This window comes from Alloprevotella sp. Lung230 (assembly GCF_014385435.1).
Classification (GTDB): domain Bacteria; phylum Bacteroidota; class Bacteroidia; order Bacteroidales; family Bacteroidaceae; genus Alloprevotella.
The window spans coordinates 121347-145085 of record NZ_JACSUD010000002.1; the positions used below are offsets into that span (position 1 = coordinate 121347).

The window sequence follows — 23739 nt, forward strand, 5'->3', positions numbered from 1 at the left end:
TCCTCTTTTATGAAACGCATTCTCTCCTTCTGCTTTCTCATCGCCCTCATCACGGGAACCGTCTTCATCCTCTCCTCCTCGAAGTACTACACCAACGAGGGACGCATCTTCGGCACCAGCTATCATATCAAGTACGCCGGCACGAAGGACCTGGGTGCCGACATCGAAGCCGAGCTCCGACGCGTCAACCAAAGTATGTCGATGTTCGATGAAGGCAGCACCCTTTCCCGCTTCAACAACAACCGGCCTTTTCCCCAAGACGCGATGTTCACCGAAGTGCTCCACCTCTCGCAGCAGATTGCAGAGGAGACCCACGGCGCCTTCGACATCACCGTGGCGCCGTTGGTCAACATTTGGGGCTTCGGTTTTAAGAACAAGTCCAACGTCACTCCGCAAGTGATTGACTCCATCCTCACCTTCGTGGGCTACGAGAAGTTGCAGATCAAGGGTAGCACCTTCACCAAGCAAGACCCGCGCCTCGCCATCGACATGGGCGCTGTGGCCAAAGGTTATGGTGTCGACCGCATCGCCCGACTGCTGGAGTCGAAAGGCTGCAAGAACTACATGGTGGAAATCGGCGGCGAAGTTTTCGTCAAGGGCGAAAACCCGGAAGGCAAGCGCTGGAGCTTAGGCATCAACAAGCCCGTGGACGACTCTACCCACACCGCCAATGAAATCCAGACCGTCCTCCACATCACCAACCGCGGCATTGCCACCTCCGGCAACTACCGCAACTTCTACTATAAGGGCGGCAAGAAATATGCTCACACGATAGACCCAAAGACGGGCTACCCTGTGGAGCACTCCCTGCTCTCGGCCACCGTCATTGCTCCCACCTGTGCGCAAGCCGATGCCTACGCCACCTCTTTTATGGTCATGGGGCTCGAAGCTGCCCGGCAATTTGTCGGCCAACACAAAGACCTACAAACCTATCTCATCTATGCCGACTCACAAGGGCAGCTCCGCACCTGGATGTCAGCCGGGATGAGTAAGTATATTCAGCCATAGCCGTGGAACCTCGTTTCTTTCATCGCCTCGTCAGTATTCCGCTCTTCCAGGGGCTGAGCCAAGACGAATTCCTACGCATTGCCGAACGCGTCCACTTCGACTTCCGCACCCTTGCCGAAGGTGCCACCATCGTGGACGATGGCGAACTCTGTGACCACCTCATCTGCTCCACCAGCGGAACCATCTGCAAAGAAGAGCGTTCCGACAATGGAGCCTATTTCTTCCGCGAACTGACCACAACCCCTACCGTCATGCAGCCCGAACGTCTCTTCGGGCTGAGACAGAGGCACACGGCCTCCTTCACTGCTGTGACTGAAGCCCAGGTGCTCCGCATCCCCAAACACGAAGTGCGCGACATCCTCTTCGCTTACATGCCTTTCCACATCAACTACCTTAACCTCATCTGCTCCAACCAGCACCTTTGGGAGAGTCGTCTGTGGAAAGCCTACCCCGACAGCCTCGAAAAGCAATTTGTCCACTTCCTTTTGTTGCGCTCCACCCGCCCCGCCGGACAAAAGGAGCTCATCATTGATATGATTGCCTTGGCTGACGAACTCGTCACAACACGCCTCAGAGTGTCGCAAATGCTCAACCGCCTCAAAAGCGAAGGACTCATCGAACTCCGTCGACGCCACATCATCATCCCTTCTTTCGAAAAACTCCTTCAACACCTTCAATAACTCCCCTCATGCACAGCAAAGAAGAAAAACTCGCAGCGTTCGGGCGTATGCTTGATGTCCTCGACACCCTGCGCGAGAAGTGCCCCTGGGATCGCAAGCAAACCAACGAAAGTCTGCGCCCCAACACCATCGAAGAGACCTACGAACTCTCGGATGCCTTGATGAAAGGCGATTCGAACGAGATTATGAAAGAACTCGGCGACGTGCTCCTCCACGTCTGCTTCTACGCCAAAATTGGAGAAGAGCAGTCGGAGTTCGATATCGCCGAGGTCTGCAACAAACTTTGCGACAAACTCATCTTCCGTCATCCACACGTCTATCCTCCTGAAGGAAGCCAAGGCAGCAATGTGGAGACAGCCGCCCAAGTGAGCCAACAATGGGAGCAACTCAAACAGCAGGAGAAAGACGGCAACAAGACGGTCCTCAGCGGTGTCCCCTCGTCCCTCCCTACCCTCATCAAGGCCTATCGCATCCAGGACAAAGCGCGCAATGTGGGCTTCGACTGGGAAGAACGCAAGCAAGTGTGGGAGAAGGTCAAGGAAGAAATCGGAGAGTTTGAGACCGAACTCGAACACATGGACCACGACAAAGCCGAGGCCGAATTTGGTGATCTCCTCTTCTCACTCATCAATGCCGCGCGCCTCTACAAAATCAATCCCGACAACGCGCTCGAGCGCACCAACCAGAAGTTCATTCGCCGCTTCAACTATCTCGAAGCCAAAACCCTCAAACAAGGGCGAAAGCTCACCGACATGACCCTCGCCGAGATGGACGAAATCTGGACGGAAGCCAAGCGTCGGGAACAAGACTAATCCTTCCCTATGCCTCACATCCTCTATCGACTCCCTAACGAGGAAAACATACACGAACTTTCTTATCAGCATCCCCCGCACGCTCTCTCTTCCTTTGATCGCATCGGAGAGTGTGCGGGCTATGTGTTTGCCCCTTTTTCGCCTTCGGCAGAGCATCCCATCCTCTTTTTTCCCCTCGAAGATGAATGTTGCTTCCCCGAACCCGTTGATACACCTCCGCTCTCTCCTCTCTTTCTCGAAGTTGAGGAGTCGGCACGTACGGCCTACCACCACGAGTTTGACCGATGTCTCTCTGCCCTCCTGAGCGGTGTCGTAGAGAAGATTGTCCTCGCCCGAAGACAAACGCTACGCCTTCCTCACCCCCTCACCGACGATGAACAACGTCGCCTCTTCCTCATCGCCTGCCGGCGCTATCCCGAAAGTTATGTGGCTCTCGTCGATGCCCAGGAACAAGGTATCTGGCTTATCGCTTCCCCCGAGGTTCTGCTATCTGTCCAAGCTCACCGACTCCACACAATGGCCCTTGCCGGTACCCTTCCCCTCACTGCCGGAACGGCTCCTCCCCCAGACCGCTGGTCGGTGAAAAACCGCCGCGAGCAACAACTGGTCGTCTCCTATCTCATGGACCGACTCTCCGGCTTCGACCTCTCTCCCACCCTCTCTGCAACCTATATCCGGACGGCAGGCCACCTCGCTCATCTCTGCACCGATTTCCATGCCACAATTCCTTCCTCACTTTCGTTGGGTACGGTGGTGGCGGCACTACATCCCACTCCCGCAGTCTGCGGTCTACCTGCTCAACAAGCCGCTGCTCTCCTCCACGAGATTGAGCACCAACCACGCATCTATTATTCTGGTTTCTCAGGCCCTGTCCTCCCGAACGCCGATACCCATCTTTTCGTCACTCTGCGCTGCCTGCAATTCGCAGGCCGACAAGCCCATCTCTTCGCCGGCGGTGGCCTGCTTTCTGAAAGTCAAGAGGAAGCGGAATGGCAAGAGACACAACGCAAAATGGATACAATGTTCAACTTGTTGCAATAAATTCTATCACCATGAATATCCTCGCACTACACAATAATTATCCGGCAACCACGTTATCGAACATAGACACCTGTGTCTGCTACACCCTGCCCGAAACTGCAGTGCAGAAAAACGGCAAACCGGTGTTTCTCCCAGATTACGCCAACCCTGCGGCGCTGGAAGTCCATCTCGCCATCCGCATCTGCCGTCTCGGCCGAAGCATCAGTATGCGCTTTGCTCATCGCTATTACGATGCCATCACGGCACTCCCTCACTTCTTCTCGGTTGAACTGCTCAATGCAGCAAAAGCTCAAGGACAGCCTTGGTCAGTGGCTATGGGATTTGACAATGCGTTGCCGGTCGGGGATTTTCTTCCCTTTACGCCCGGCATAAACCCTCTGCCCAGCTTTCGTCTCACTGTCGATGGGGCAACTCGCATCGAAGGCGATGGCACGCAGATGCTCTCCAACATTGACGAGGTCATAGCTCGTCTGAGCCGATTCTACACCTTCCGTCGGGGCGATATTCTTCTCTTGGGAGCGCCGCAAGCGCCGATTTCAATAGACCCCGACCATCGTATTGAAACCTTTGTGGGCGAGGAACGTGTGACTGCTTTCAACGTGAAGTAGCGCTCCTCTCCCCTTCTTTCTTCCGCACATGAACATCCGCTTTCTCCTCTCTCTCTTCGCCTTTACCCTTACCCTTTTGGGAGTACAAGGCCAGAACAAAGAGTTCATTCATATTCAGGTGGGCGACTACGAAGTCGTCGATGGTCTCCCTCTCTATACCGAACAAATAGCGCTGGGGCATACTGCAGCTTCAGCATTCGATGTGCAGGTGGTTTACCCGGAATATGTTCCTCTCACCACAAGCGAACGCGCCCTCTTGAAGACAATGCCGGCAAAGTCCGATGACGAAGGCGACTATCGTCTCTCGCAGTATCTATCGACCAGTCGAAAGTCTCACTTCCTTACAGTGAGTTTCTGTCCTTTTGTGAAACGTTCGGGCAAATGGATGCGTTTGTCTTCTTGCAAACTACGGGTCACACCACGCTTCGCCAAGGTTGCGGCTCATCATGCCCCATCGTCGACGACGCGCTGGGCAAGCCAATCGGTATTAAATACAGGGAAATGGGTAAAAATCAGAGTATCACGCGAGGGCATCTATTCTCTGTCTGAAAATACGCTTAAGGGATTGGGCTTCAATCGTTTCGACCGCGTTAAAATCTACGGCTATGGTGGTCTGTTGCAGGACGAGACTTTCGAATTCTCCGCCACCTCCCCTTCTGTTCCGAACACGCAGACGCCCGACGACTTGGTGGAAGTGCCTACGTTACGGCACACCAACCACCTCCTCTTTTGGGCAGAAGGCACCACTCGCTGGGCTTATGAGCCGGTGTCGAGGAGGTGGACACATACACTAAACCACTATTCGCGCTTTTCCTACTATTTCATCACCGAGGGTGAACAGCCGTTGGCCGTTGCCGAACTGCCCTCTGTCCCTGCACAAAGCAGCACAACGACCGCCGTTCCCTACGGCTATGCGCTCGATGACGATGCCGTAGGCTGGTATGAAGGCGGACGACGCATGTTCGACCGCTACAACTTTGCCGACGGCAACAGCCACACCTACCGAGTTGTCCTTCCGGATTTCGCGGCCGATGTCGATGAAGGCAAAGTGCGGGGAGAGATAGCTTTCTCAGCCTCCTCGGCGCTATCCAACACCATCGTCGATATCAAGCTCAATGGCAACAAGGTTGGGGGAATGAATCTGGGCCGATACACTTCACTCATCGAGATTGCTCGCGCTGCGAATGCCAGTTTCTCACAGCGTGTTACTGCGCCCGAACTCAACTTTGACTTCACCACCACACAGGGCAATGCTGCCCGCTTGGACTACATTCGCCTCAGCTACATGCGGCGGTTGGCGGTGACAAAGCAGCCTTATAGTTTTTCGCCCCAAAGCACAGAACCAGTGACGTTGCGCTTCGACAAGGCGGACAGCAACACCCGACTTTGGCGCATCGGGCAGGCCGGCGACCCAACGGCACAAGTTTCGGCCACGATGGGGAGCGACGGCATTCAGAACTTTACGACCGATACACCGCAGCGGCGATTCGTGGCTTTCGATGCCTCTGCTGCCTATCCCGAACCCGAAGTGGTGGGAAGCATTGAGACGCAAAACCTCCATGCCGACTCCGACATTGACTACGTCATCATCGTTCCCGAAAGCAACAAACTGACTGCTCAGGCTGAGCGTCTGGCGGACGTTCATCGGCAACGCGAGGGGATGAAAGTAAAGGTGGTGCGTGCCGACCAACTCTACAACGAGTTTTCCTCGGGCACACCCGATGCCAACGCCTATCGCCGCTACCTAAAAATGCTCTACGACCGCGCGGCCACTGCGGAGAAAGCCCCGAAGTTTCTCTTACTCATGGGCAAAAGCCCTTGGGACAATCGTCTCATCACCGAGCACTGGGCGAAGTTCAAAGCCGAAGACTTCCTTTTGGCCTACGAGGTAGACCACTCCCAGCAAAGTATCGGTACGGTAAACAGTTATGTTACGGACGACTTCTTCACTCTCTTGGACGACAACGAAGGGCGCAACATCCGCCTCGAAAAGCCCGATGTCGCTGTGGGACGCATGGTCGTCACCAACGAAGCCGAAGCCCAACGTTTGGTGGACAAGGTCCTCACCTATCTCGACAACAAAGATGCCGGTGCGTGGAAGAACACCATCGCCATGCTGGGTGATGATGGCGATGCCAACGAGCACATGGACGATGCCGAGGGAGTGGCCGATGTACTCAAGACGGTGGGTGACAATCGTTTCACCCTGCAAAAAGTCTATTGGGATCGCTACTCCCGGCAGTCGGGTGCTACGGGCTTCACCTATCCTATGGTCACAGAACGTCTACACCAGCAGATGAAAGCCGGTGCCGTGATGTATAATTACAGCGGACACGGCTCTCCGTTCCAGATTTCTCACGAACGTTCGCTCACCACCGAAGACTTCAAAAAAGCGTTCTCACCGCATTTGTCCTTGTGGGTCTTGGCCTCTTGTGAGATTTTCCCCTTCGACTCCCACGAGGAGAACCTTGCCGAACCTTCGCTTTTCCTTCCCAATGGAGGCAGCATTGCCTTTATGTGCGCCACAAGAGCCGTATATGCTTCTCAAAACAGTGCGCTCAACCGCCTCTTCTCACAATATGTGGTGGGGCGCGACAGTAAAGGCCGACGCATCACGATGGGAGAAGCGTTGCGATTGGCCAAGGTCAACTTAGTGACCAGTTCGACAGACCCGACCATCAACAAGTTGAAGTACGTTTACTTCGGTGACCCTGCCCTTGCCCTCGCTATTCCTACCGAACAAGTGGTGCTGGACAGCATCGATGGTCAAGCCCTCATCACCGGCCGACACACCCAACTCAAAGCCGGCAGCGTGGTGCGTCTCAGTGGGCACATTGCTCCACACAGCCGGGCGGAACAAGTGTCGACCGACTTCGCCGGCGTCGTGACTACCGAAATCTTCGACCGCGCAGAAAGCATCACCTGCAAGGACAACGATGGGAGCGCGGCGAAAGCGCGGAAAAAGCCGCTGGTCTTCCAAGAACAGGTGAGGAACATCTTCCGCGGAACCAGCCTCGTCACAGAAGGACGCTTCAGCATCTCCTTTGTCGTCCCTCGCGACATCAGCTACTCCAACGACGATGCACGCATCAGCTTTTATGCCGTCAGCAACGACCGCAAAGTCGAAGGTAGCGGTGTATATGCCGACATCTTCTTGAACGGCACTTCATCCGATGCTATCCAAGACACCTTTCCCCCCAAGGTACTGGCCTATCTCAACAACGTGGATGCATCCGAATATGCAGTGGTCGGCAGTGCGCCCACTTTCATCGCACAAATCAGCGACGACAGCGGCATCAACGCCACGGGCACCAGTTTGGGGCACAACATGGAGCTGACCCTCGATGGTAAGACCAACGAAACGGTGAGCCTCTACAACTTCTTCACCTACGATCTCGGCTCATATCAAAAGGGGCAGGTGGTCTACCCCCTCACCGGGCTTTCCCAAGGTGAGCACACCCTCAACTTCCGCGTTTGGGATGTCAACAACAACGTGACGACCACCCAACTGCGATTTGTGGTGAAGAATATCGAAGCCTCCGGCACTTTTATTACTGCCACGCAAAACCCTGCGAGCACAGATACACACTTCATCGCCCACTTCCCCACGACCCAAGACGAAGCCACCGGCATCACTTTTGAAGTCTACGACACCGCCGGGCGTAAAGTATGGGCTGCCACCCGCACACTGCCCAAATCGGTCGGGAACTACCATCTACCATGGAATCTCCGTACCACAGAGGGCGCTCCCCTGCCCGATGGCATCTATCTCTTCCGAGCTGTCCTCAAAGGCAGCCAAGGGTTCACCAACATCCCGACACAAAAACTCATCATCACCCAACATCATTAGTCATCTCCTTTCACTATGAAGCGACTCCTGCTCTTGCTCCCCTATATCGGTGTCGGCCTCACCGCTGCCGCCCAAGAAAACATCAAGGACAAGTTCAACCCCATCCGCACAGCCGTGGTCTCGCAAACCATTGCCTCCGATGCACGCGCTGCAGCCATGGGCGACATCGGTGCTGCCACAGAGCCCGATGTCCACGCTCAGACGTGGAACCCCGCCAAGTATCCTTTCAACATCTCTCGTGCCGGATTTGCCATCAACTACACCCCTTGGCTGCGCCAGCTCACCGAAGGAATTGCGCTGGCCAACGCTGTGGGCTACATGCGATTGGGCGACTACCAAGCCGTCTCGGGCGGCATCAAATACTTCACCGTGGGCGAAGTTTCTGACAACAGTATCACCGTCAAGCCCTATGAATTTGCCGTCGATGTGGCCTACTCTCGCATGCTTTCCGAAAAGTTCTCGGCAGCCGTTGCGCTTCGCTACATGTACTCCGATCTCTCCGGCCACTACAAGGACAATGTTACGGCAGGTTCTGCCTTTGCTGCCGATGTCTCGATGTACTGGAATGACTATGTCACCCTCGGCAACAGAGAGTGCAACCTGGCATGGGGGCTCAATGTGAGCAACATTGGCTCGAAAATCAACTTCGGCTCGGACTATTCCTACTTCCTGCCCACCAATCTGCGCATGGGGCTCACCCTCACCCTCCCCGTCAACGAGTACAACCGCTTTGCCATCTCTGCAGAGGCCAACAAGCTCCTCGTCCCCTCCCTTCCCCTCCAACTCCCGGGCGAAACCAACGAGGACTACCAAGAGCGGGTGCGCCGCGACCATTATGACATCTCCCCCATCTCGGGCATGTTCAAAAGTTTCGGCGACAGCGAACGTGGGCTCAAAGGTGAACTCGAAGAGGTGCAATGGAGCTTGGGGGCAGAATACACCTACAACGACAAGTTTGCCCTGCGCGGAGGCTACCACCACGAAAGCGCCATGCAAGGCAACCGCAAATACTTCACCTTCGGCGCCGGTTTCAAAATGAACGTGCTCAGCATCGATGCCGGCTACGTAGTGGCCACAACGCCTTCCAATCCGCTCGACCAAACCCTCCGCGTTTCCCTCTCCTTCGACATGGACGGCATCAAAGAACTTATGGGTCGGCGCCGTTGAAGCTCGCCCTCCTTCATTCATCCCCCCCCTTCATCCCTTCCCTTATGAACATCAGAGTAGGCTTCGGTTATGACGTGCACCGCCTCGTCGAAGGTCGCCCCCTATGGTTGGGCGGCATCAAGATAGACCACCACCTAGGACTTCTCGGCCACAGCGATGCCGATGTCCTCATCCACGCCGTATGCGATGCCCTCCTCGGGGCCGCCAACCTCCGCGACATCGGTTTCCACTTTCCCGACACCGGTGCCGAGTATGAAAACATCGACAGCAAAATCCTCCTCACCCGTACCCTCTCCCTCCTTCAAGACAAAGGATGGCGCGTGGGCAACATCGACTGCACCCTTGTGGCCGAGCAACCCAAAATCAACCCACACGTAGAGGCGATGAAGCAGTGCATGGCGCCCCTCCTTCACATCACGACCGACGACATCTCCATCAAAGCCACCACCAACGAGCGTATGGGATTTGCCGGACGCGAAGAAGGCATCATCGCCTATGCCACCGCTCTCATTGAGAGATGACCATCCGTCTATCCTCTCCAGACTACCCTCTCTTCCGAAGAAACTTCTCGCTCCTACTCGCAAGGTGAGTCACTCCCTTTCGAGTAGGAGCGTTTTTATGTCACACTTTCCACCACTTTGCTGAACGAAAAGAGGCTTAAGGGTCAAACTCTCTTGTAAGACAATTCAAATTCTCTTATAAGACAATTTCAATTCTCTTATAAGACAATTTTCGGCTTAATGGTAAAATGTGCACTCACGGAGAAGTGCTTGGATTTTGTCGCCGATATGAGCCGTTTTTCCGTGAAACAACATCCCGTCCCGGTTCGCCAGTCGGAACCGAGACGGGATGTTGTGGAGGGAGGCGGCAGCGGGTCAGAAGGGGGCACTGCCTTGGGGCAGATAGCCGAACGGGTCGGCCATCGGGGGAGGGGTGTCCGGAAATCCGCCGTCGTCGGCCGTCGGGTCGGGTGCTGAGGGTCGGGCGATGGGGGTCGTTTCGCCGGGGAGAGGGATGCTGAATCCGGCATCGGGATTTTCGAAGCGCGTGTATTCGCCCTTGAAGGAGAGGAGTACATCGCCCACGGCGCCGTTACGGTGCTTGGCGATGATGATTTCGGCCATGCCGCGGAGATCGCGGTTCTGGCTGTCTTTGTAGATGCGATAGTACTCGGGGCGGTGGATGAAGAGCACCATGTCTGCGTCCTGCTCGATGGCTCCGGACTCGCGGAGGTCGGAGAGTTGGGGTCGTTTGGCCTCGTTGTCGGTGTTGCCGGGCTGTCCGGATCCGGTGCGCTTCTCGGTGTCGCGGTTGAGCTGGGAGAGGGCGAGGATGGGGATGTTGAGCTCTTTGGCCAGCCCTTTGAGCGAGCGACTGATGATGGAGACTTCTTCCTGACGGCCGACAAACTTCATGCCGGAGGCGTTCATGAGCTGGAGGTAGTCGATCATGATGATGCGCACACCGTGCTCGCGGACGAGGCGGCGGGCTTTGGTGCGGAGCTCGAAGACGGAGAGGGAGGGGGTGTCGTCGAGGTAGAGGGGCTTGCCGTAGACGTCTTTGATGCGGCTGTCGAGCTGTGCCCACTCGTAGTTGGCGAGGTCGCCGTTGCGGATTTTCTCACTTTTGATTTCGCAGATGTTGGAGATGAGACGGTTCATGAGCTGAACTTTCGACATTTCAAGCGAGAAGAAGGCGAGGGGAATGGACTGCTCGATGGCGATGTTGCGGGCCATGGAGAGGGCGAAGGCGGTTTTTCCCATCGCGGGGCGTGCGGCGAGGATGACGAGGTCGGAGTTTTGCCATCCGGCGGTCATCTTGTCGAGGTGGGTGTAGAGTGAGGGGATGCCCGACATGCCGTCGGGACGGGCCGCTGCCACGCGAATCATGGCGATGGAGTCGTTGATGACGGGATCGATTTGCGAATAGTCCTTCTTGAGGTTGTTTTGTGAGAGTTCGAACAGGCTGCCCTCGGCTTCCTGCATGAGCAGGTCGATGTCGCTGGTGGGGTCGAAGGCCAGGTCTTGGATGCGTCCGGTGTAGCCGATGAGTTCGCGGGCGGTGGCTTTTTGGGCGATGATGCGGGCGTGAAACTCGATGTGGGCCGAGGAGGACATGCCCATGGTGAGCTGGGCCAGATAGGCCGGTCCGCCCACTTCTTCGAGTTGCTGGGTGGCGGTGAGCTTCTCGGTGAGGGTGAGCAGGTCGGGTGGTGTTTGCTCGATGTTGAGCTGCTGTATGGCTTCGTAGATGATTTGGTGCTTGGGGTCGTAGAAGCTTTTGGGCTTGAGGATTTCGCTCACCACGTAGTAGGCGTCTTTCTCAAGGAGGAGGGCACCGAGCACGGCTTTTTCCAAATCGAGCGCCTGGGGTTGGAGGCGTCCGAAGGTGTCCTGCACGGGAGCAGCATCGATTTTGCGTTTGGGGGCGGTACGCTTGGTTTGCGGCATGAGTTGGGAGGATTAGGGGTTGGGGGTTGGGGCTTCGTAGCAGCCGATGTCGGCCTTTCCGTCGGTGAGACGCGGATGTCCGTTGCGGTCGTTGGGGTAGGTGGCGCGGGTAGCGGCGAAGTCAGCGCGCCCCACGGCCCGCGAGGAGGGCGAGAGGCTGAAGCGGTAGAGGAGATGGCGGTTGTCGAAGGGCGGGGCGAAGTTGCCGGCCTGCTGCGTTTTGTCGCTGCTGTCGTCTTCAAACAGACAGTCGACGAAGTGCGCATCGTCCGTCACCGCCGGTGTGTGGACGAGGCAGTTTCGGAAGTCGTAGTTGAAAGCATCCGCGGTGTAGCGCGCCGACCGGTGGGCCATGAGGTCGTCGCTGTTGTAGCCCGTGATGAGCGTGTTGAGGAAGGTGGCAGCGTGGAGCGGATGGCGCAGCATGCCTTCGGTGTTGGTAAATCGGAGGGCGACCCCGCGCTCCCCGACAAAGGGGTAAAACTGAGCGAGGGTGCAATGGACGAAACGATGTCGGCCGCCGATGAGATGGACGCAGTCGCCGGCAGCGTTGGAGATTTGGCTGTTGCCCACCTCGGTGTGGCAGTCCTTGGCATACAGCCCGTGCCCCCCGATGTTGTGGATGACGGAGTTTTCCAAAAGCAGTTTGCGCGTGTCCATTCCCGTCGAGTCGCAGCGGATGCCGTAGGTGCCGCTATGGATGTCGCAGAAGTTGAGCACATTGCCCACGCTCGTGCGGCTCAGCACCACCCCGCCCCACTGATTGGGGATGCGGTCGTAAGGTTGCCCGGAAAACATTTCTCCTAAACGTGCGCCTCGGAAGACGATGGGCTGCTCCAGTGTGCCGTGGGCTTGCAGTGTGCCGTGGACAATGAGCGACGCCCCGGCCTTGAAGAAGAGGCGGGTTCCGGCAGCCAACTGCAACGTTGCGCCCGCTGCCACCACCAGGCTGTCACTGATGAGGTAGGGGCGCTGATCCGAAAGCAGGGTGTCGCGCTCCAGCACCTTGATGGTCAAGGGGAGCACGTCCTGCCCGGCAGCGGTGAGCGTGATGTGCTGCGTGGCACCACCGGCCAGGTGAAAGCGCAGTTCGTCTTCCAGCGGCTGTGGAGCATCCTGTCCGGTGACGGGTGCGGTCAGTTCCACAAATCCTCTCAGACTGTCGCCTGCCGCGATTTCCCAGTCGCCAGCGGTAGCAGCGCCTACGAATGTGCCATCGAGATTTACCCGGAAGGGCGACTGTGCACCTTTGCCCAACGCCGCTTGCTCAATGCGGACGCCTCGGGAGGTGCGGTTGTAGATGAAGAAGGTGTAGGTGTTGGTCGGTTGCCCGGCAATGACCGTGTCGAATGCCACGGTGTCACGGCTGAACTCCAAGCGCAGATTGGGCGATACGCTAAAATCTTCCTCGCCCCAACAAGAGGTGAGGAAGATGGAACATAGCGCGATGAGCGTTGCAAAAAGGGGGAAATGCTTCACGAGGGCAAAACAGAAATTAAGCGTGACGAGGAATGTGCTTCAAGATGTCGAGCAGGTGATCCCAAACGAGCTGGACGGTGGGGATGAGCAGGCGTTCATCGGGCGAGTGCACACCGCGCAGTGTGGGGCCGAAGCTCACCATGTCGAGGTGGGGATACTTCTCGCTGAACAAGCCGCATTCCAAACCGGCATGGATGGCGAGCACGAGCGGCTCCTTGTTGAAGAGGCGCTTGTAGCTGTCGACCGCCACTTTGAGGATTTCGCTCTTGGGGTTCATCTTCCAGCCGGGATAGCCCTCGTTGGTGACGCACGTTCCACCTCCCAGTTCAAAGGCAGCACGCACCGTAGCAGCCATATTCTCCAGATTGCTGGCCACGCTCGAACGCTGCGAGGTGTTGACCACCACCTTGTTGCCTTCCTTGCGAATGCTGGCCAGATTGCTGGAAGTCTCCACAAAGTTTTCCAAATCTTGGCTCATGGCAAACACCCCATTGTGCACCACCACGAGGCTCTTGATGAGACGGGTTGCTGCTTCGCTTTCGAAACATTGAGTCGGCGTGGGGCAGCTGCCGAGGTCGATGAGCATATCGGGTTCGGTGGCCGAAAACTCGTCCCTCACGTTGGCGGCAAAGAGGTTCAAGTCCACACGAAGCTGTTCTTTATAAGCGGCAGGAACGGCGATGACGGCACGGGCTTCACGCGGGATGGCGTTGTGCAGGCCACCGGCTTGGATGTCGGCAATGCGGACATCGGTCTTGCCCATGAGTTCGTAGATGAAGCGCACCAAGATCTTGTTGGCATTGCCGCGCTTCTTGTTGATGTCGTCGCCGGAGTGGCCGCCGGTCAGCCCTTTGACGTGAAGTTCCACCGCAAAGTAGTCGGCAGGCATTGCCACTTCCGGAAGGGTGAACGTAGCTTCCGTGCGCACACCACCGGCACAGCTCACAAAGAGTTGGCCTTCGTCCTCGGAGTCGAGGTTGAGCAGATAGTCGCCCGTCATGAAGCCCGGTTGCAAGCCCATAGCGCCCGTAAGGCCGGTCTCTTCATCGCTGGTGAAGAGGCATTCGATGGGGCCGTGCTCAATATCAGTTGATTGAAGGATGGCCATCTGCATGGCCACACCGATGCCGTCGTCAGCACCGAGGGTTGTGCCTTTGGCTTTCATCCACTCGCCGTCCACGTAGGTTTGGATGGCATCGTTGTCGAAGTCAAACTCCACGTCCTTGTTCTTTTCGCACACCATGTCTTGATGGCTCTGCAACACCACGGTCTTGCAGTTTTCATAGCCGGGAGTAGCGGGTTTCTTGATGAGTACATTGCCCACAGCGTCTATCTGGGTATCCAAGCCGAGGTCTTGGCCGAACTTCACGAGGAAAGCATGGATTTTCTCTTCCCTTTTGGAGGGGCGGGGCACAGCGTTGATTTGTGCAAAGCAGTCGAAAACGACCTTCGGAGAGAGTTGCGTCATGATCTTGTTGTTTGAGTTAAAGACTTCAACCACCTTAAATAGTGCAAATTGCTTGCATCATTGCAGCGGTTGTACTATATTTGCACCGCAAATTTAGAAAATTCCTATGGATAAACTTCTCCTTCCAACCTTAATTATTGTTGGAATGTCCATCCTCCTCCTCTCGGTAGGTATCTTCATCAAAGGCAAATTCGTCAATACACACGTGAGCAGCAACAAGGCTCTGGCTCGAAAGGGCGTGCGCTGCGCCACGAGCCAAGACCGCGAGGCGCGCACGGAAAACCCACACCGAGTGAATGAATACTCCGCTTAAATTCCACCCGAAACCTCCCATCACAATGAAACCTATTTACTTTCTCTCCACCATCCTCTTGACCTCCGGCCTTCTCCTCACGGCTTGCGACAAACAGTCGGGCAAGCCCGCCACAACCAAAAAAGGAGTCGCAGTCACAGTTACTGCAAGCACAGACGCCCAACCTCGCATCGCCTATGTCGAAATCGACTCACTGATGACGCAATATCGCTTCTGCACGGAGCACAAGGCGATTTTAGAAGCCAAGAGCAAGCAGTTTGAATCCCAGCTTGCTGCCAAGCAAAGCCAGTTTCAGAAAGCCATGTTAGACTTCCAGCAAAAGATGCAGAAGGGCGCTTTCACCTCGCAGGACCAGGCTCAGACTGCACAGCAGCACCTCCAAAAGTTGCAGCAGGAAGGCGCACAGCTTGAGCAACAGCTCACCAAGCGGATGGCTGCTGAGCAGGAGAAGTTCAACAACACGCTCCGCGACAGCCTGCAAGCCTTCCTTAAAGACTACAACAAGGTAGCGGGCTACCAGCTCATTCTCTCCAAGCAGGGCGACAATGTCCTCTATGCCGACCAGCATTTGGATATCACCAAAGAGGTCATCGACGGCCTCAACAAGCGCTACAAGAAGAAGTAAACGCTCTCTTCGCTCATATCAACAAAAGAACACTCGCTCCCCTACCATTTGCTCAGCAGCAAAGGTGAGGGAGCGAGTCGTTTATCGAGGTGAAAAATAGGTGCAGTGTCTACAAGTCGTCTTCAATGGCGGTGCTCTTGGCGTAGGCGGTGCTCTTGGCCTCGAAGAAGTCGGTCTTCACCATGTTGGCGTTGGCATAGTGCGACACCCACTTCATGTTCTCTGGCTCTTGTCGATTGTCCTCATAGAGCGGGTCGAAACCGAGGCTCGTCCAGCGGAGGTTGCCGAGATAGCGGATATAGTCGTTCACCATCCGGCTGTTGAGTCCTTGCACCTCATCGCCGATGACATATTGCCCCCAGGCGATTTCCTGCGCCACGCCTTCGCGCATCATGGCTTCGTAGACGGCCACCTTTTCGGGGGTGAACATCTCGGGTTCTTCCTTCTTGAGTTCTTGGAGGATGTTGCGGAAAAGCCAGAGATGGGTGTTTTCGTCGCGGTTGATGTAGCGAATTTCCTGCGCCGAACCGGACATGCGTCCGTTGCGCGCCAGGTTGTAGAAAAACATGAAACCGCTGTAGAAGTAGATACCTTCGAGGATGAAATTGGCGATGCACGTCTTGACAAGCGAAAACTTGTCGCGCTTCTCCTGAAACTCGTTGTAGCAATCACCGATGAACTTGTTGCGGCGCAGGAGATGTTCGTCCGTCTTCCACTGATAGAGGATGTCGTTGCGTTCCTCGGGCGAGCAGATGGAGTCGAGCATGTAGCTGTAGCTTTGGCTGTGTACGCACTCTTGGAAGGCTTGGATGTGAAGACAGAGGTTCACCTCGTTGGCCGTGATGTACTCGCAGATGGAGGGGAGGTTGTTGCTTTGGAGAGAGTCAAGGAAGACGAGGAAAGAGAGGATTTTGTCGTAGGCCGTGCGTTCGGAGCGGTCGAGCAGCGGATAGTCCTTCGTGTCCTGAGTTAGGTTGATTTCTTCGGGAATCCAGAAGTTGTTCATTGCCTGCCGATACCAGTCGCTCACCCATGCGTAGCGCATGTTGTTGAAGTCGTTGAGGTTGGTGGTGTTGCCACCGATGAGTCGGCGGAAGCGGAGGTCGGTGTCGCCTTCGGGGTTGAAGAGGGCGTTGCGGCGGAGGGTGTCTTGTGCCATAGGGCTTTGAGGGTTAGGGGGTTAAAGGGATTTTAGTGGAGGATAGAAGCAGAGGAAAGCAGATAGGTTGCCCTTCCACGAGGTGGAGGTCAGCGCTCGCTTCAAGTGGAGGGCGGTGGCCGTTCTACATAGATGGTGGAGTTTTCAACATGTTGAAAAAGAACTTTCACCACGTTGAAAAGAAACTTTCAACATGTTGAAAACTCTATTACCTATGGTGAGCGACGACGCTCCTCCTACAATGAGCAAGCGGAAGCACTCTGCGTGATGAGGCATTAGGGGTGGGGCATATTAAAACCCCACGAGGTTTCGAGGGAAAGGTCGTGGGGTTTGCGGGTCAAGAGGAGCAGCTTTCGCACTCTTCCACTTCAAGCGACTTGGAACGGACGTAGTAGATGGTCTTCACGCCACACTGCCAAGCGAGGAGGTAGAGGTCGAGGATTTGGCGCATCGTATAGTCCTGCGTGATGTAGAGGTTCATGCTCTGCGCCTGGTCGATGTGGCGTTGACGGATGCCACCGGCACGCACGCTCCATTTCTGGTCGATGAGGTAGGCGCCCTTGTACATCCAGTAGGTTCGGTCGCTCAGTCCGGGGGCTACGCGGGGAAGCATGGCGCCCTTCTTTTCTTCGAGGAAGAAACGCTGCATCACGGGATCTACTCCGGCCGTCGTGCCGGCAATGATACTCGTGCTGCTGGTGGGAGCAATGGCCAGCAAGTAGGCGTTACGCATGCCTTCACGGGCTTTGGCGGCGATGCGTTGCCACTCGGGGGAGTGGTAGTCACGCTTGGTGAAGTAATCCCCCGTCTGCCAGTCGCTCCCGGCAAAGTGGGCGTAGCTTCCCTTTTCGCAGGCAATGTCGGCACTGGCTTCGACGGCGGCGCGGTTGATGCGGTCGAACACTTCGTCCATGAAAGCGAGGTGTCGCTCACTCTCCCACTTGATGCCCCGCACGGCCAGCGCATGGTGGTAGCCGCTCACACCCAGCCCGATGCTGCGGTAGGTGTGGTTGGTGATGCGGGCGAAGGGAAGGGGATAGAAGTTGAGATCGATGACGTTGTCGAGAGCGCGCACCACGGTGCCGACAATATGGTGCATCTGCTCGTCGTCTTCGAGGGGAAGGTGTCCCATGGAGAGGCTGGCGAGGTTGCACACCACGAAGTCACCGGGCTTGACGGTGTTGACCACCACGGTTTTACCCTCCTTGGTCTGCACTTCGGTGCTGACGGACTCTATTTCCGACATGTTCTGCGCGATTTCGGTGCAAAGGTTGGAGCAATAGATGATGCCGCGGTGACCGTTGGGGTTGGCGCGGTTGACGAGATCGCGGTTGAAGGCGAAAGGCGTGCCCGTCTCGACGGCCGAGCGGAGGATGAGGCGCACGATGTCCTTGATGGTCATCACGCGGCGAGAGATGCGCAGGTCGTCCACACACTCTTGGTAGCGGCGTTCCCACTCTTCGCCGTAGTAGTCTTCCAGACAATAACCCCGCACCGACATCACCTCGTTGGGGCAGAACATGGCCCACTGCTGATTGAGGTCTTCGGCCGCCATGCGCCAGAAGAGGTCGGGATAGCACACTGCGGGGAAGATGTCGTGCGCCTTCATGCGGTCGTCACCGTTGTTGGTGCGGAGTTGGAGGAACTCGGGAAGGTCACGGTGCCACACGTCGAGGTAGACCGCCACTGCCCCTTGCCGCATGCCGAGCTGGTCGACCGCCACGGCGGTGTCGTTGACGAGCTTCATCCAACGGATGACACCGCCGGCAGCCCCTTTGAAGCCACGGATTTTAGCTCCTGCGGCACGCACCTTGCCGAAGTACATACCCATGCCACCACCAAACTTGCTCACCTTGGCAAAGTTGTCTATGGAGCGGTAGATGCCGTCGAGACTGTCGGGCACGGTGTCGATGAAGCAGCTTGAGAGCTGGTGGAAGGGTTTGCGGGCGTTGGAGAGTGTGGGAGTGGCCATCGTCACGTGGAGTTGGCTCAGCATGTCGTAGAAACGCTGTACCCAGATGAGGCGGCGACTACGCTCCTCGTTCATGGCTAGGTGGAGGGCGATGCCGAGGTACATCTCCTGCACCGACTCGATGGGGCGCTGTGTGTAGGTGCGGATGAGGTAGCGCTTGCTGAGCAGGTCGAGCCCGGAGTAGTTGAGCAGATGGTTGCGCTCGGGCTGCATGAAGGCAGCGGCCGCTTCAATTTCGTCTTGGGAGTAGGCATCGAGGATGTATTCGCCAAAAAGTTTTTCGTCCACCAGATAGCGGAGCTTCTCAAAGTAGGTGCGCACGCCCACCAGTTCTTCCACCTCACGGATGTCCTTGTTGAGTTTGAAGGTGAGCAGTCGGGCAGCGATGAACTCCCAGTCGGGGGCGTCCTGTGTGGTCATCTCGACCGCAGCCTTGATGAGGGCGGTCAACTTTTCGCCTGCCTTCATCCCGGGCTTGGTGAAGCTGAAGAACTTCTCGCCCAGCAGCGGTAGGCTGTATTCGGGACGTTGGTAGGTTTGTGCGATGCCTCTGAGCGTGGTTTCCAAAGTCTCGTCGCCCACTTCCTCGGCGATATTGACCACCACCTTGCGCAGTTCGTTGCGCTGGTAGCGGAAGAGGATGTAGCTCTTGGCCACATTGAAAAAGCCGTTGCTCATGAGGGTGAGCTCGACCGCATCCTGGATACTTTCGACATTGCGCTTCTCGGGATGGTCGATGATGAAGCGTTCCACTGCATCGGCCATGGCCGAAATTTTTGCCTCGTCGATGGCTTCTTCGACGCCGGAAAAGCTCTTGCGCATGGCCCACTCTATTTTCTCTTTTTGATACTCGACGATAGTACCGTTTCGTTTGATGATTTCCATAAGTTAGAAGAGGAGTTGGGCAGATTAGATAAAGAGCATGCCGGATTTGACCTGCGCGATGGTGGAAGAATCGACGAAACGAGCGGCAATGGCAAAGGCAAATTCTACACTCGCCGCTGGGCCTTTGGCTGTGATGAGGTTGCCGTCTTCGACCAGCATCTCGTCTACTACTTCTGCCCCTCTCAGTTCTGTCTCCATGCCGGGATAGCAAGTGGCACGACGCTCGTTGAGGAGATTGTGCTTGCCCAGCACAGTGGGGGCGGCACAAATGGCGGCCACGAGCGTATGTTGTGCACACTGGCTGACCAAGAGTTTGCGCAAACCTTCGTGAAGAGAAAGGTTCTTTGCACCAGGCATTCCGCCGGGGAGAATCAGACCTTGCGTGCGTTCGAGTTCGCCCTTACGGAAAACGGTGTCGACCATGATGGGGATGCCGTGTGCACCGCGGATGAGGCGGGTGCCGGTGATGGAGACGGTGGCTACTTCGAGGCCACAACGGCGCAAAATATCGAGTGTGGTGAGGGCTTCGATTTCCTCAAAGCCGTCTGCAATAAAAAGATGGAGCATTTTTGTGTTAGCTATATAATAAAGAGAGGATAAACAAAGGAACGCGGGGAGAAGATTACCCCTTTTCCTTCAAACACTGACGATAGCGGGCAATGGTAGTTTCCAAGCCGAGATAGAGGGCATCGCAGATGAGCGCATGCCCGATGCTCACTTCTGCTAGATGGGGAATGCACTGAGAGAAATAGGCCAGGTTTTCCAAACTCAAATCATGGCCGGCATTGACGCCCAAGCCTAACTCGGCGCAATGAGCGGCACAGCGCACATAAGGGGCAACTGCCTCCTCGCGCTGGATAGCATATTGTGCGGCATAAGGCTCGGTGTACATCTCAATGCGGTCGGCGCCGACGGCCTTTGCAGCATCGGCCATAATAATCACAGGATCGATGAAGAGGGAGACTCGAATGTCGTGCTGATGGAACTGCGCAACCACCTCGCGCAAGAAGTCGCCATTTATCACGGTGTCCCAACCGGCGTTGGAGGTGAGCTGCGTGGGGGTATCGGGGACCAGCGTGACCTGCGTTGGGCACACCTCACACACCATGCGGATGAAATCTTCAGTGGGATAGCCTTCGATGTTGAACTCTGTCTCAATGTTTTGCGCGAGGTCATAGACATCGCTGCGGCGGATATGACGCTCATCGGGACGTGGGTGTACCGTGATGCCTTGTGCCCCGAAACGCTCGCAATCTTTGGCCACACGCAACACATCGGGATTGTTGCCCCCTCGTGCGTTGCGCAAGGTGGCTATTTTGTTGATGTTCACACTTAGTTTTGTCATAAATGCTTGGTTCAAAAGATAAAAAACAGTACTTTTGCTTCTACTTCTGCTCAAAGCACCATTTCATGAAGATGCAAAAGTACAAAATGTTTTGGAAAATTTACAGAGCAAGTTAGTTAAAGGTAATCAATCTTCTTTTGTTATGAACTTTCCGCCACGTCGCATTGCCATTTTCGGAAACACCTATCAAGAGGAAAAGTGCAAGTACGTTGAACGCGTTGTAAATGCCCTGCAGGTACAAGGGGCAGAAGTTGTTTTTGAGCAACAATTTCTCGACTTTATTCTCAGCATTCGCCCCAAGAATTGTTCCAAACCTTTCGACTTTGAAGGTTTCCGTGCCGAAGAGTGCAACGCTGATTTAGCCATTTCCTTAGGTGGAGACGGCACGCTTCTGAACACAGCCGAGAAGGTGGGACGCCGCCGCATCCCGATTTTGGGCGTCAATATGGGGCGCTTGGGCTTTTTGGCCGATGTGTTGCCGGCCGACATTGAGCAAGCCATGACCCGTGTGATGGAAGGGCGATTTTCCATCAAAGAAAGAAGTCTGATTGAGTCTGTGGTGGAAGGGCCGGAACTCGGTATTTACCCCTTTGCACTCAATGAGGTGGCGTTGCTCAAGCACGACAATTCTTCGCTCATTGAGATCGAAACCACCGTAGACGGCGAACTCCTCACCAACTATCTGGCCGATGGGCTGATTGTGTGCACCCCCACAGGGTCAACGGGCTATTCGCTTTCTGTGGGCGGCCCCATCCTCGAACCTCAGTCGGCCACATTCTGCCTTTCGCCCGTGGCCCCTCACAGCCTGACGATGCGCCCCGTTGTGCTTCGCGACGATGTGACCATCGACCTGCGTGTGAAGAGCCGAAGCGGTAGTTTCCTCATAGCTATTGATGGGAGGAGCAAAAGTCTGCCCGTCGACACGCAGTTACATCTGCGCAAGGCCGACTATACCCTCCCTATCGTCAAGATGCATCCGCAAGACTTCTTCTTTATGCTCCGTGAAAAAATGATGTGGGGCAAAGACCAACGTAATTGATGCAAGAAATGGCTCCTCTCTCTACTCTGCATTCGCTCGCACAACACACAGCGCACCATTGGCGCGCTTTTCGGCCACAAATCACCCTCAATCTCCTGTTGGGATTGCTGCAAGTGGGATGTGGCCTTGCTTTTGTCGGCATGACAAAGTTGGCCATTGACGTGGCAACAGGACGCGCCTTCATCATCAGCCTCAACACCGCCCTTTGGGCATTGGGTGCACTGATGCTCCTGCAAGTATTGATGGCCTTGACCGGCAAGTGGGTGAGAACGACTTTGACGATGAGCTTGCAAAATCGCATACAGTACCAACTCTTCTCGCAGTTGCAACAAAGTCAATGGCCGGCACTGCGCGACTTCCACAGTGGTGACATCCTCAACCGGCTGCAAAAGGACGTCGCGGTGCTGGTCACACTCATCAGCGAAGATTTCCCCACTTTCATCACCACCTGCCTGCAATTTGTCGGTGCTTTTGCTTTTCTCTTCTGGCTCGAACCGCGTTTGGCCCTGCTCATTGTCTTCATCGCTCCTTTCTTTCTGCTGGTGAGCAAGGTCTATTTCAAACGGCAGCGCCAACTCACCCAAACCATCCGCCGGACCGAAAGCGGCATCCAGAGTTTCATTCAAGAGAGTTTGCAACACATCCTCATCATCAAGACCTTGCAACGCGCAGAATATATGTGCAAAAAGCTGTCGGGACAACAAACGCATCTCTACAAGAAAACGATGGACAAGACCCTCTACAGCAGCCTCTCTTCCACCTTGATGAACATAGGTTTTGCACTGGGCTATCTCACCACCTTCGCTTGGGGCGTTGTCCACTTGCAGCAAGGACTCATTTCTTATGGTGCTCTCTTGGCTTTCATTCAGCTCGTTGGTCAAATACAAGGCCCCGTGCGCACCCTCTCCAAATATGTCCCCGTGTTCATCAATGCCTCGACTGCTGCCGAACGCCTTCATGAGTTGGAGCAACTTCCCAGCGAGCCAAGCCCCTCCCCTACCCTTTCCTCCGAAGAACTCCGTGCTCCTTTTACACTGACCCTGCGCAATGTTGGGTTCAGTTATGCTCCCGATGCCCGCCCCATCCTCGACCACCTTTCCTTCCAATTTCCTGCGGGAAGTGTCACGGCCATTCAAGGCGAAACCGGCAGTGGAAAAACCACCCTTATCCGCTTGATGTTGGCTTTAATTCCTCCCACAGAAGGAGAAGTCGGACTTCTATTTCCTTCCGAAAAATGGTGTCCCGTCAGTGCCTCTCTCCGTCAAACTTTCACCTACGTGCCACAAGGCAATACACTCTTGTCGGGCAGCATCCGCGACAATCTGCTGCTGGGATGTCCCGCTGCCAACGACGCGCAAATGTGGGAGGTGCTCCATTGTGCAGCAGCCGACTTTGTCAAAAAACTCCCCAACGGGCTGGACACCCTTTGCAGCGAACTCGGTGGGGGGCTATCGGAAGGGCAGGCACAGCGCATCTGCATCGCCCGCGCCTTGCTTCGCGAAGCCCCCATTATGATTTTCGACGAAAGCACTTCTGCTTTGGATGCGCAAACCGAAGCCTTGGTCACAGAGCGCATCGTGCACACCTACACCGGTCGTGGTCGTACCCTCATCTTCATCACCCACCGCACAGCCATCCTTCCCCACTGCACACAACAGCTCCATCTCAAACGCAAAATCTCATAAGTATTCCCTATCTAAAAGTCTTTGATTGCAAAGTGTAGTTTTCATAGAATTTTAATAGATGATAAATTCGTGTAGTTTTTGCACTCATCCCATGGTAGTTTCGCCAAAGACCTGTACCTTTGCATTGTTTTCATGGTATTAGATTTAAGGTTA

General features: G+C 55.6%; 19 protein-coding genes. 12 read left to right on the forward strand and 7 right to left on the reverse strand.

All coding sequences use genetic code 11. The features are described from left to right. The first annotated feature begins 9 nt into the window (after positions 1 to 9). From H8527_RS02635 to ispF, 8 genes are read left to right on the forward strand one after another with little or no spacing between them, the layout of a single operon-like run. Positions 10 to 1008 carry an FAD:protein FMN transferase gene (locus tag H8527_RS02635; protein WP_187545344.1) on the forward strand — a complete coding sequence of 333 codons (999 nt, stop codon included), beginning with the start codon at positions 10 to 12 and terminating at the stop codon, positions 1006 to 1008. Between the two features lie 2 nt (positions 1009 to 1010). Then, positions 1011 to 1688 carry a Crp/Fnr family transcriptional regulator gene (locus H8527_RS02640; RefSeq protein WP_187545346.1) on the forward strand — a complete coding sequence of 226 codons (678 nt, stop codon included), beginning with the start codon at positions 1011 to 1013 and terminating at the stop codon, positions 1686 to 1688. Between the two features lie 8 nt (positions 1689 to 1696). Continuing rightward, the gene (gene mazG / locus H8527_RS02645) at positions 1697 to 2500 is read left to right on the forward strand and encodes a nucleoside triphosphate pyrophosphohydrolase (RefSeq protein ID WP_187545349.1); all 804 of its coding nucleotides are present in this window, start codon (positions 1697 to 1699) and stop codon (positions 2498 to 2500) included. Positions 2501 to 2509: 9 nt separating this feature from the next. Further along, the gene (locus H8527_RS02650) at positions 2510 to 3541 is read left to right on the forward strand and encodes a chorismate-binding protein (protein WP_187545351.1); all 1032 of its coding nucleotides are present in this window, start codon (positions 2510 to 2512) and stop codon (positions 3539 to 3541) included. 11 nt (positions 3542 to 3552) lie between these two features. Next, positions 3553 to 4149 (forward strand): fumarylacetoacetate hydrolase family protein, encoded by a 597-nt coding sequence (locus H8527_RS02655; RefSeq protein ID WP_187545353.1) that lies wholly within the window; start codon positions 3553 to 3555, stop codon positions 4147 to 4149. 28 nt (positions 4150 to 4177) lie between these two features. Beyond that, positions 4178 to 7999 (forward strand): type IX secretion system sortase PorU, encoded by a 3822-nt coding sequence (porU, locus tag H8527_RS02660; RefSeq protein WP_187545355.1) that lies wholly within the window; start codon positions 4178 to 4180, stop codon positions 7997 to 7999. Between the two features lie 15 nt (positions 8000 to 8014). Then, a complete protein-coding gene (porV, locus tag H8527_RS02665; protein ID WP_187545357.1) occupies positions 8015 to 9166 on the forward strand; it encodes a type IX secretion system outer membrane channel protein PorV in 1152 nt (383 codons plus the stop codon). Positions 9167 to 9210: 44 nt separating this feature from the next. Further along, positions 9211 to 9687, forward strand: coding sequence for a 2-C-methyl-D-erythritol 2,4-cyclodiphosphate synthase (gene ispF, locus H8527_RS02670; protein ID WP_187545359.1), 477 nt, complete (start codon positions 9211 to 9213; stop codon positions 9685 to 9687). Positions 9688 to 10041: 354 nt separating this feature from the next. Here ispF and dnaB read toward each other — a convergent pair whose 3' ends face one another. Genes dnaB through H8527_RS02685 form a run of 3 tightly spaced genes read right to left on the reverse strand, consistent with a single transcriptional unit; the run spans position 10042 to position 14563 of the window. After that, positions 10042 to 11616, reverse strand: coding sequence for a replicative DNA helicase (dnaB, locus tag H8527_RS02675; RefSeq protein WP_187545361.1), 1575 nt, complete (start codon positions 11614 to 11616; stop codon positions 10042 to 10044). Positions 11617 to 11628: 12 nt separating this feature from the next. After that, a complete protein-coding gene (locus H8527_RS02680) occupies positions 11629 to 13095 on the reverse strand; it encodes a right-handed parallel beta-helix repeat-containing protein (protein WP_187545362.1) in 1467 nt (488 codons plus the stop codon). A 16-nt stretch (positions 13096 to 13111) separates the two neighbouring features. Continuing rightward, on the reverse strand, positions 13112 to 14563 hold the full coding sequence (locus H8527_RS02685; protein WP_187545364.1) for an aminoacyl-histidine dipeptidase: 1452 nt from the start codon (positions 14561 to 14563) through the stop codon (positions 13112 to 13114). A 145-nt stretch (positions 14564 to 14708) separates the two neighbouring features. Between H8527_RS02685 and H8527_RS02690 the strand changes: the two genes are divergently transcribed. Both H8527_RS02690 and H8527_RS02695 read left to right on the forward strand, forming a co-directional pair. After that, positions 14709 to 14876, forward strand: coding sequence for a hypothetical protein (locus tag H8527_RS02690; RefSeq protein WP_370539218.1), 168 nt, complete (start codon positions 14709 to 14711; stop codon positions 14874 to 14876). Positions 14877 to 14901: 25 nt separating this feature from the next. Beyond that, the gene (locus tag H8527_RS02695) at positions 14902 to 15501 is read left to right on the forward strand and encodes an OmpH family outer membrane protein (protein ID WP_187545367.1); all 600 of its coding nucleotides are present in this window, start codon (positions 14902 to 14904) and stop codon (positions 15499 to 15501) included. 109 nt (positions 15502 to 15610) lie between these two features. Here H8527_RS02695 and H8527_RS02700 read toward each other — a convergent pair whose 3' ends face one another. From H8527_RS02700 to H8527_RS02715, 4 genes are all read right to left on the reverse strand, one after another. After that, the gene (locus tag H8527_RS02700) at positions 15611 to 16660 is read right to left on the reverse strand and encodes a ribonucleotide-diphosphate reductase subunit beta (protein ID WP_187545369.1); all 1050 of its coding nucleotides are present in this window, start codon (positions 16658 to 16660) and stop codon (positions 15611 to 15613) included. A gap of 337 nt (positions 16661 to 16997) precedes the next feature. Continuing rightward, positions 16998 to 19517 (reverse strand): ribonucleoside-diphosphate reductase subunit alpha, encoded by a 2520-nt coding sequence (locus H8527_RS02705; protein WP_187545370.1) that lies wholly within the window; start codon positions 19515 to 19517, stop codon positions 16998 to 17000. A gap of 24 nt (positions 19518 to 19541) precedes the next feature. After that, positions 19542 to 20084: a DJ-1 family glyoxalase III gene (locus H8527_RS02710; protein ID WP_187545372.1), complete on the reverse strand. Its 543-nt coding sequence runs from the start codon at positions 20082 to 20084 to the stop codon at positions 19542 to 19544. A 55-nt stretch (positions 20085 to 20139) separates the two neighbouring features. Further along, positions 20140 to 20862, reverse strand: a complete 723-nt coding sequence (locus H8527_RS02715; protein ID WP_187545373.1) for a pyridoxine 5'-phosphate synthase — start codon at positions 20860 to 20862, stop codon at positions 20140 to 20142. Positions 20863 to 21004: 142 nt separating this feature from the next. Here H8527_RS02715 and H8527_RS02720 point away from each other — a divergent pair, with 142 nt between their 5' ends. Both H8527_RS02720 and H8527_RS02725 read left to right on the forward strand, forming a co-directional pair. Next, on the forward strand, positions 21005 to 21901 hold the full coding sequence (locus H8527_RS02720; protein WP_187545375.1) for an NAD kinase: 897 nt from the start codon (positions 21005 to 21007) through the stop codon (positions 21899 to 21901). A gap of 8 nt (positions 21902 to 21909) precedes the next feature. Then, the gene (locus H8527_RS02725; protein ID WP_187545377.1) at positions 21910 to 23586 is read left to right on the forward strand and encodes an ABC transporter ATP-binding protein; all 1677 of its coding nucleotides are present in this window, start codon (positions 21910 to 21912) and stop codon (positions 23584 to 23586) included. Positions 23587 to 23739: the final 153 nt, after the last annotated feature.

What these genes read in the sequence shown, in the direction of transcription:
- H8527_RS02635 (WP_187545344.1), top strand. Translation starts at nt 10, where the DNA reads ATGAAACGCATTCTCTCCTTCTGCTTTCTCATCGCCCTCATCACGGGA.
- mazG (WP_187545349.1), top strand. Translation starts at nt 1,697, where the DNA reads ATGCACAGCAAAGAAGAAAAACTCGCAGCGTTCGGGCGTATGCTTGAT.
- H8527_RS02650 (WP_187545351.1), top strand. Translation starts at nt 2,510, where the DNA reads ATGCCTCACATCCTCTATCGACTCCCTAACGAGGAAAACATACACGAA.
- H8527_RS02655 (WP_187545353.1), top strand. Translation starts at nt 3,553, where the DNA reads ATGAATATCCTCGCACTACACAATAATTATCCGGCAACCACGTTATCG.
- porU (WP_187545355.1), top strand. Translation starts at nt 4,178, where the DNA reads ATGAACATCCGCTTTCTCCTCTCTCTCTTCGCCTTTACCCTTACCCTT.
- porV (WP_187545357.1), top strand. Translation starts at nt 8,015, where the DNA reads ATGAAGCGACTCCTGCTCTTGCTCCCCTATATCGGTGTCGGCCTCACC.
- ispF (WP_187545359.1), top strand. Translation starts at nt 9,211, where the DNA reads ATGAACATCAGAGTAGGCTTCGGTTATGACGTGCACCGCCTCGTCGAA.
- dnaB (WP_187545361.1), bottom strand. Translation starts at nt 11,616, where the DNA reads ATGCCGCAAACCAAGCGTACCGCCCCCAAACGCAAAATCGATGCTGCT.
- H8527_RS02685 (WP_187545364.1), bottom strand. Translation starts at nt 14,563, where the DNA reads ATGACGCAACTCTCTCCGAAGGTCGTTTTCGACTGCTTTGCACAAATC.
- H8527_RS02690 (WP_370539218.1), top strand. Translation starts at nt 14,709, where the DNA reads ATGTCCATCCTCCTCCTCTCGGTAGGTATCTTCATCAAAGGCAAATTC.
- H8527_RS02695 (WP_187545367.1), top strand. Translation starts at nt 14,902, where the DNA reads ATGAAACCTATTTACTTTCTCTCCACCATCCTCTTGACCTCCGGCCTT.
- H8527_RS02700 (WP_187545369.1), bottom strand. Translation starts at nt 16,660, where the DNA reads ATGGCACAAGACACCCTCCGCCGCAACGCCCTCTTCAACCCCGAAGGC.
- H8527_RS02705 (WP_187545370.1), bottom strand. Translation starts at nt 19,517, where the DNA reads ATGGAAATCATCAAACGAAACGGTACTATCGTCGAGTATCAAAAAGAG.
- H8527_RS02710 (WP_187545372.1), bottom strand. Translation starts at nt 20,084, where the DNA reads ATGCTCCATCTTTTTATTGCAGACGGCTTTGAGGAAATCGAAGCCCTC.
- H8527_RS02715 (WP_187545373.1), bottom strand. Translation starts at nt 20,862, where the DNA reads ATGACAAAACTAAGTGTGAACATCAACAAAATAGCCACCTTGCGCAAC.
- H8527_RS02720 (WP_187545375.1), top strand. Translation starts at nt 21,005, where the DNA reads ATGAACTTTCCGCCACGTCGCATTGCCATTTTCGGAAACACCTATCAA.
- H8527_RS02725 (WP_187545377.1), top strand. Translation starts at nt 21,910, where the DNA reads ATGGCTCCTCTCTCTACTCTGCATTCGCTCGCACAACACACAGCGCAC.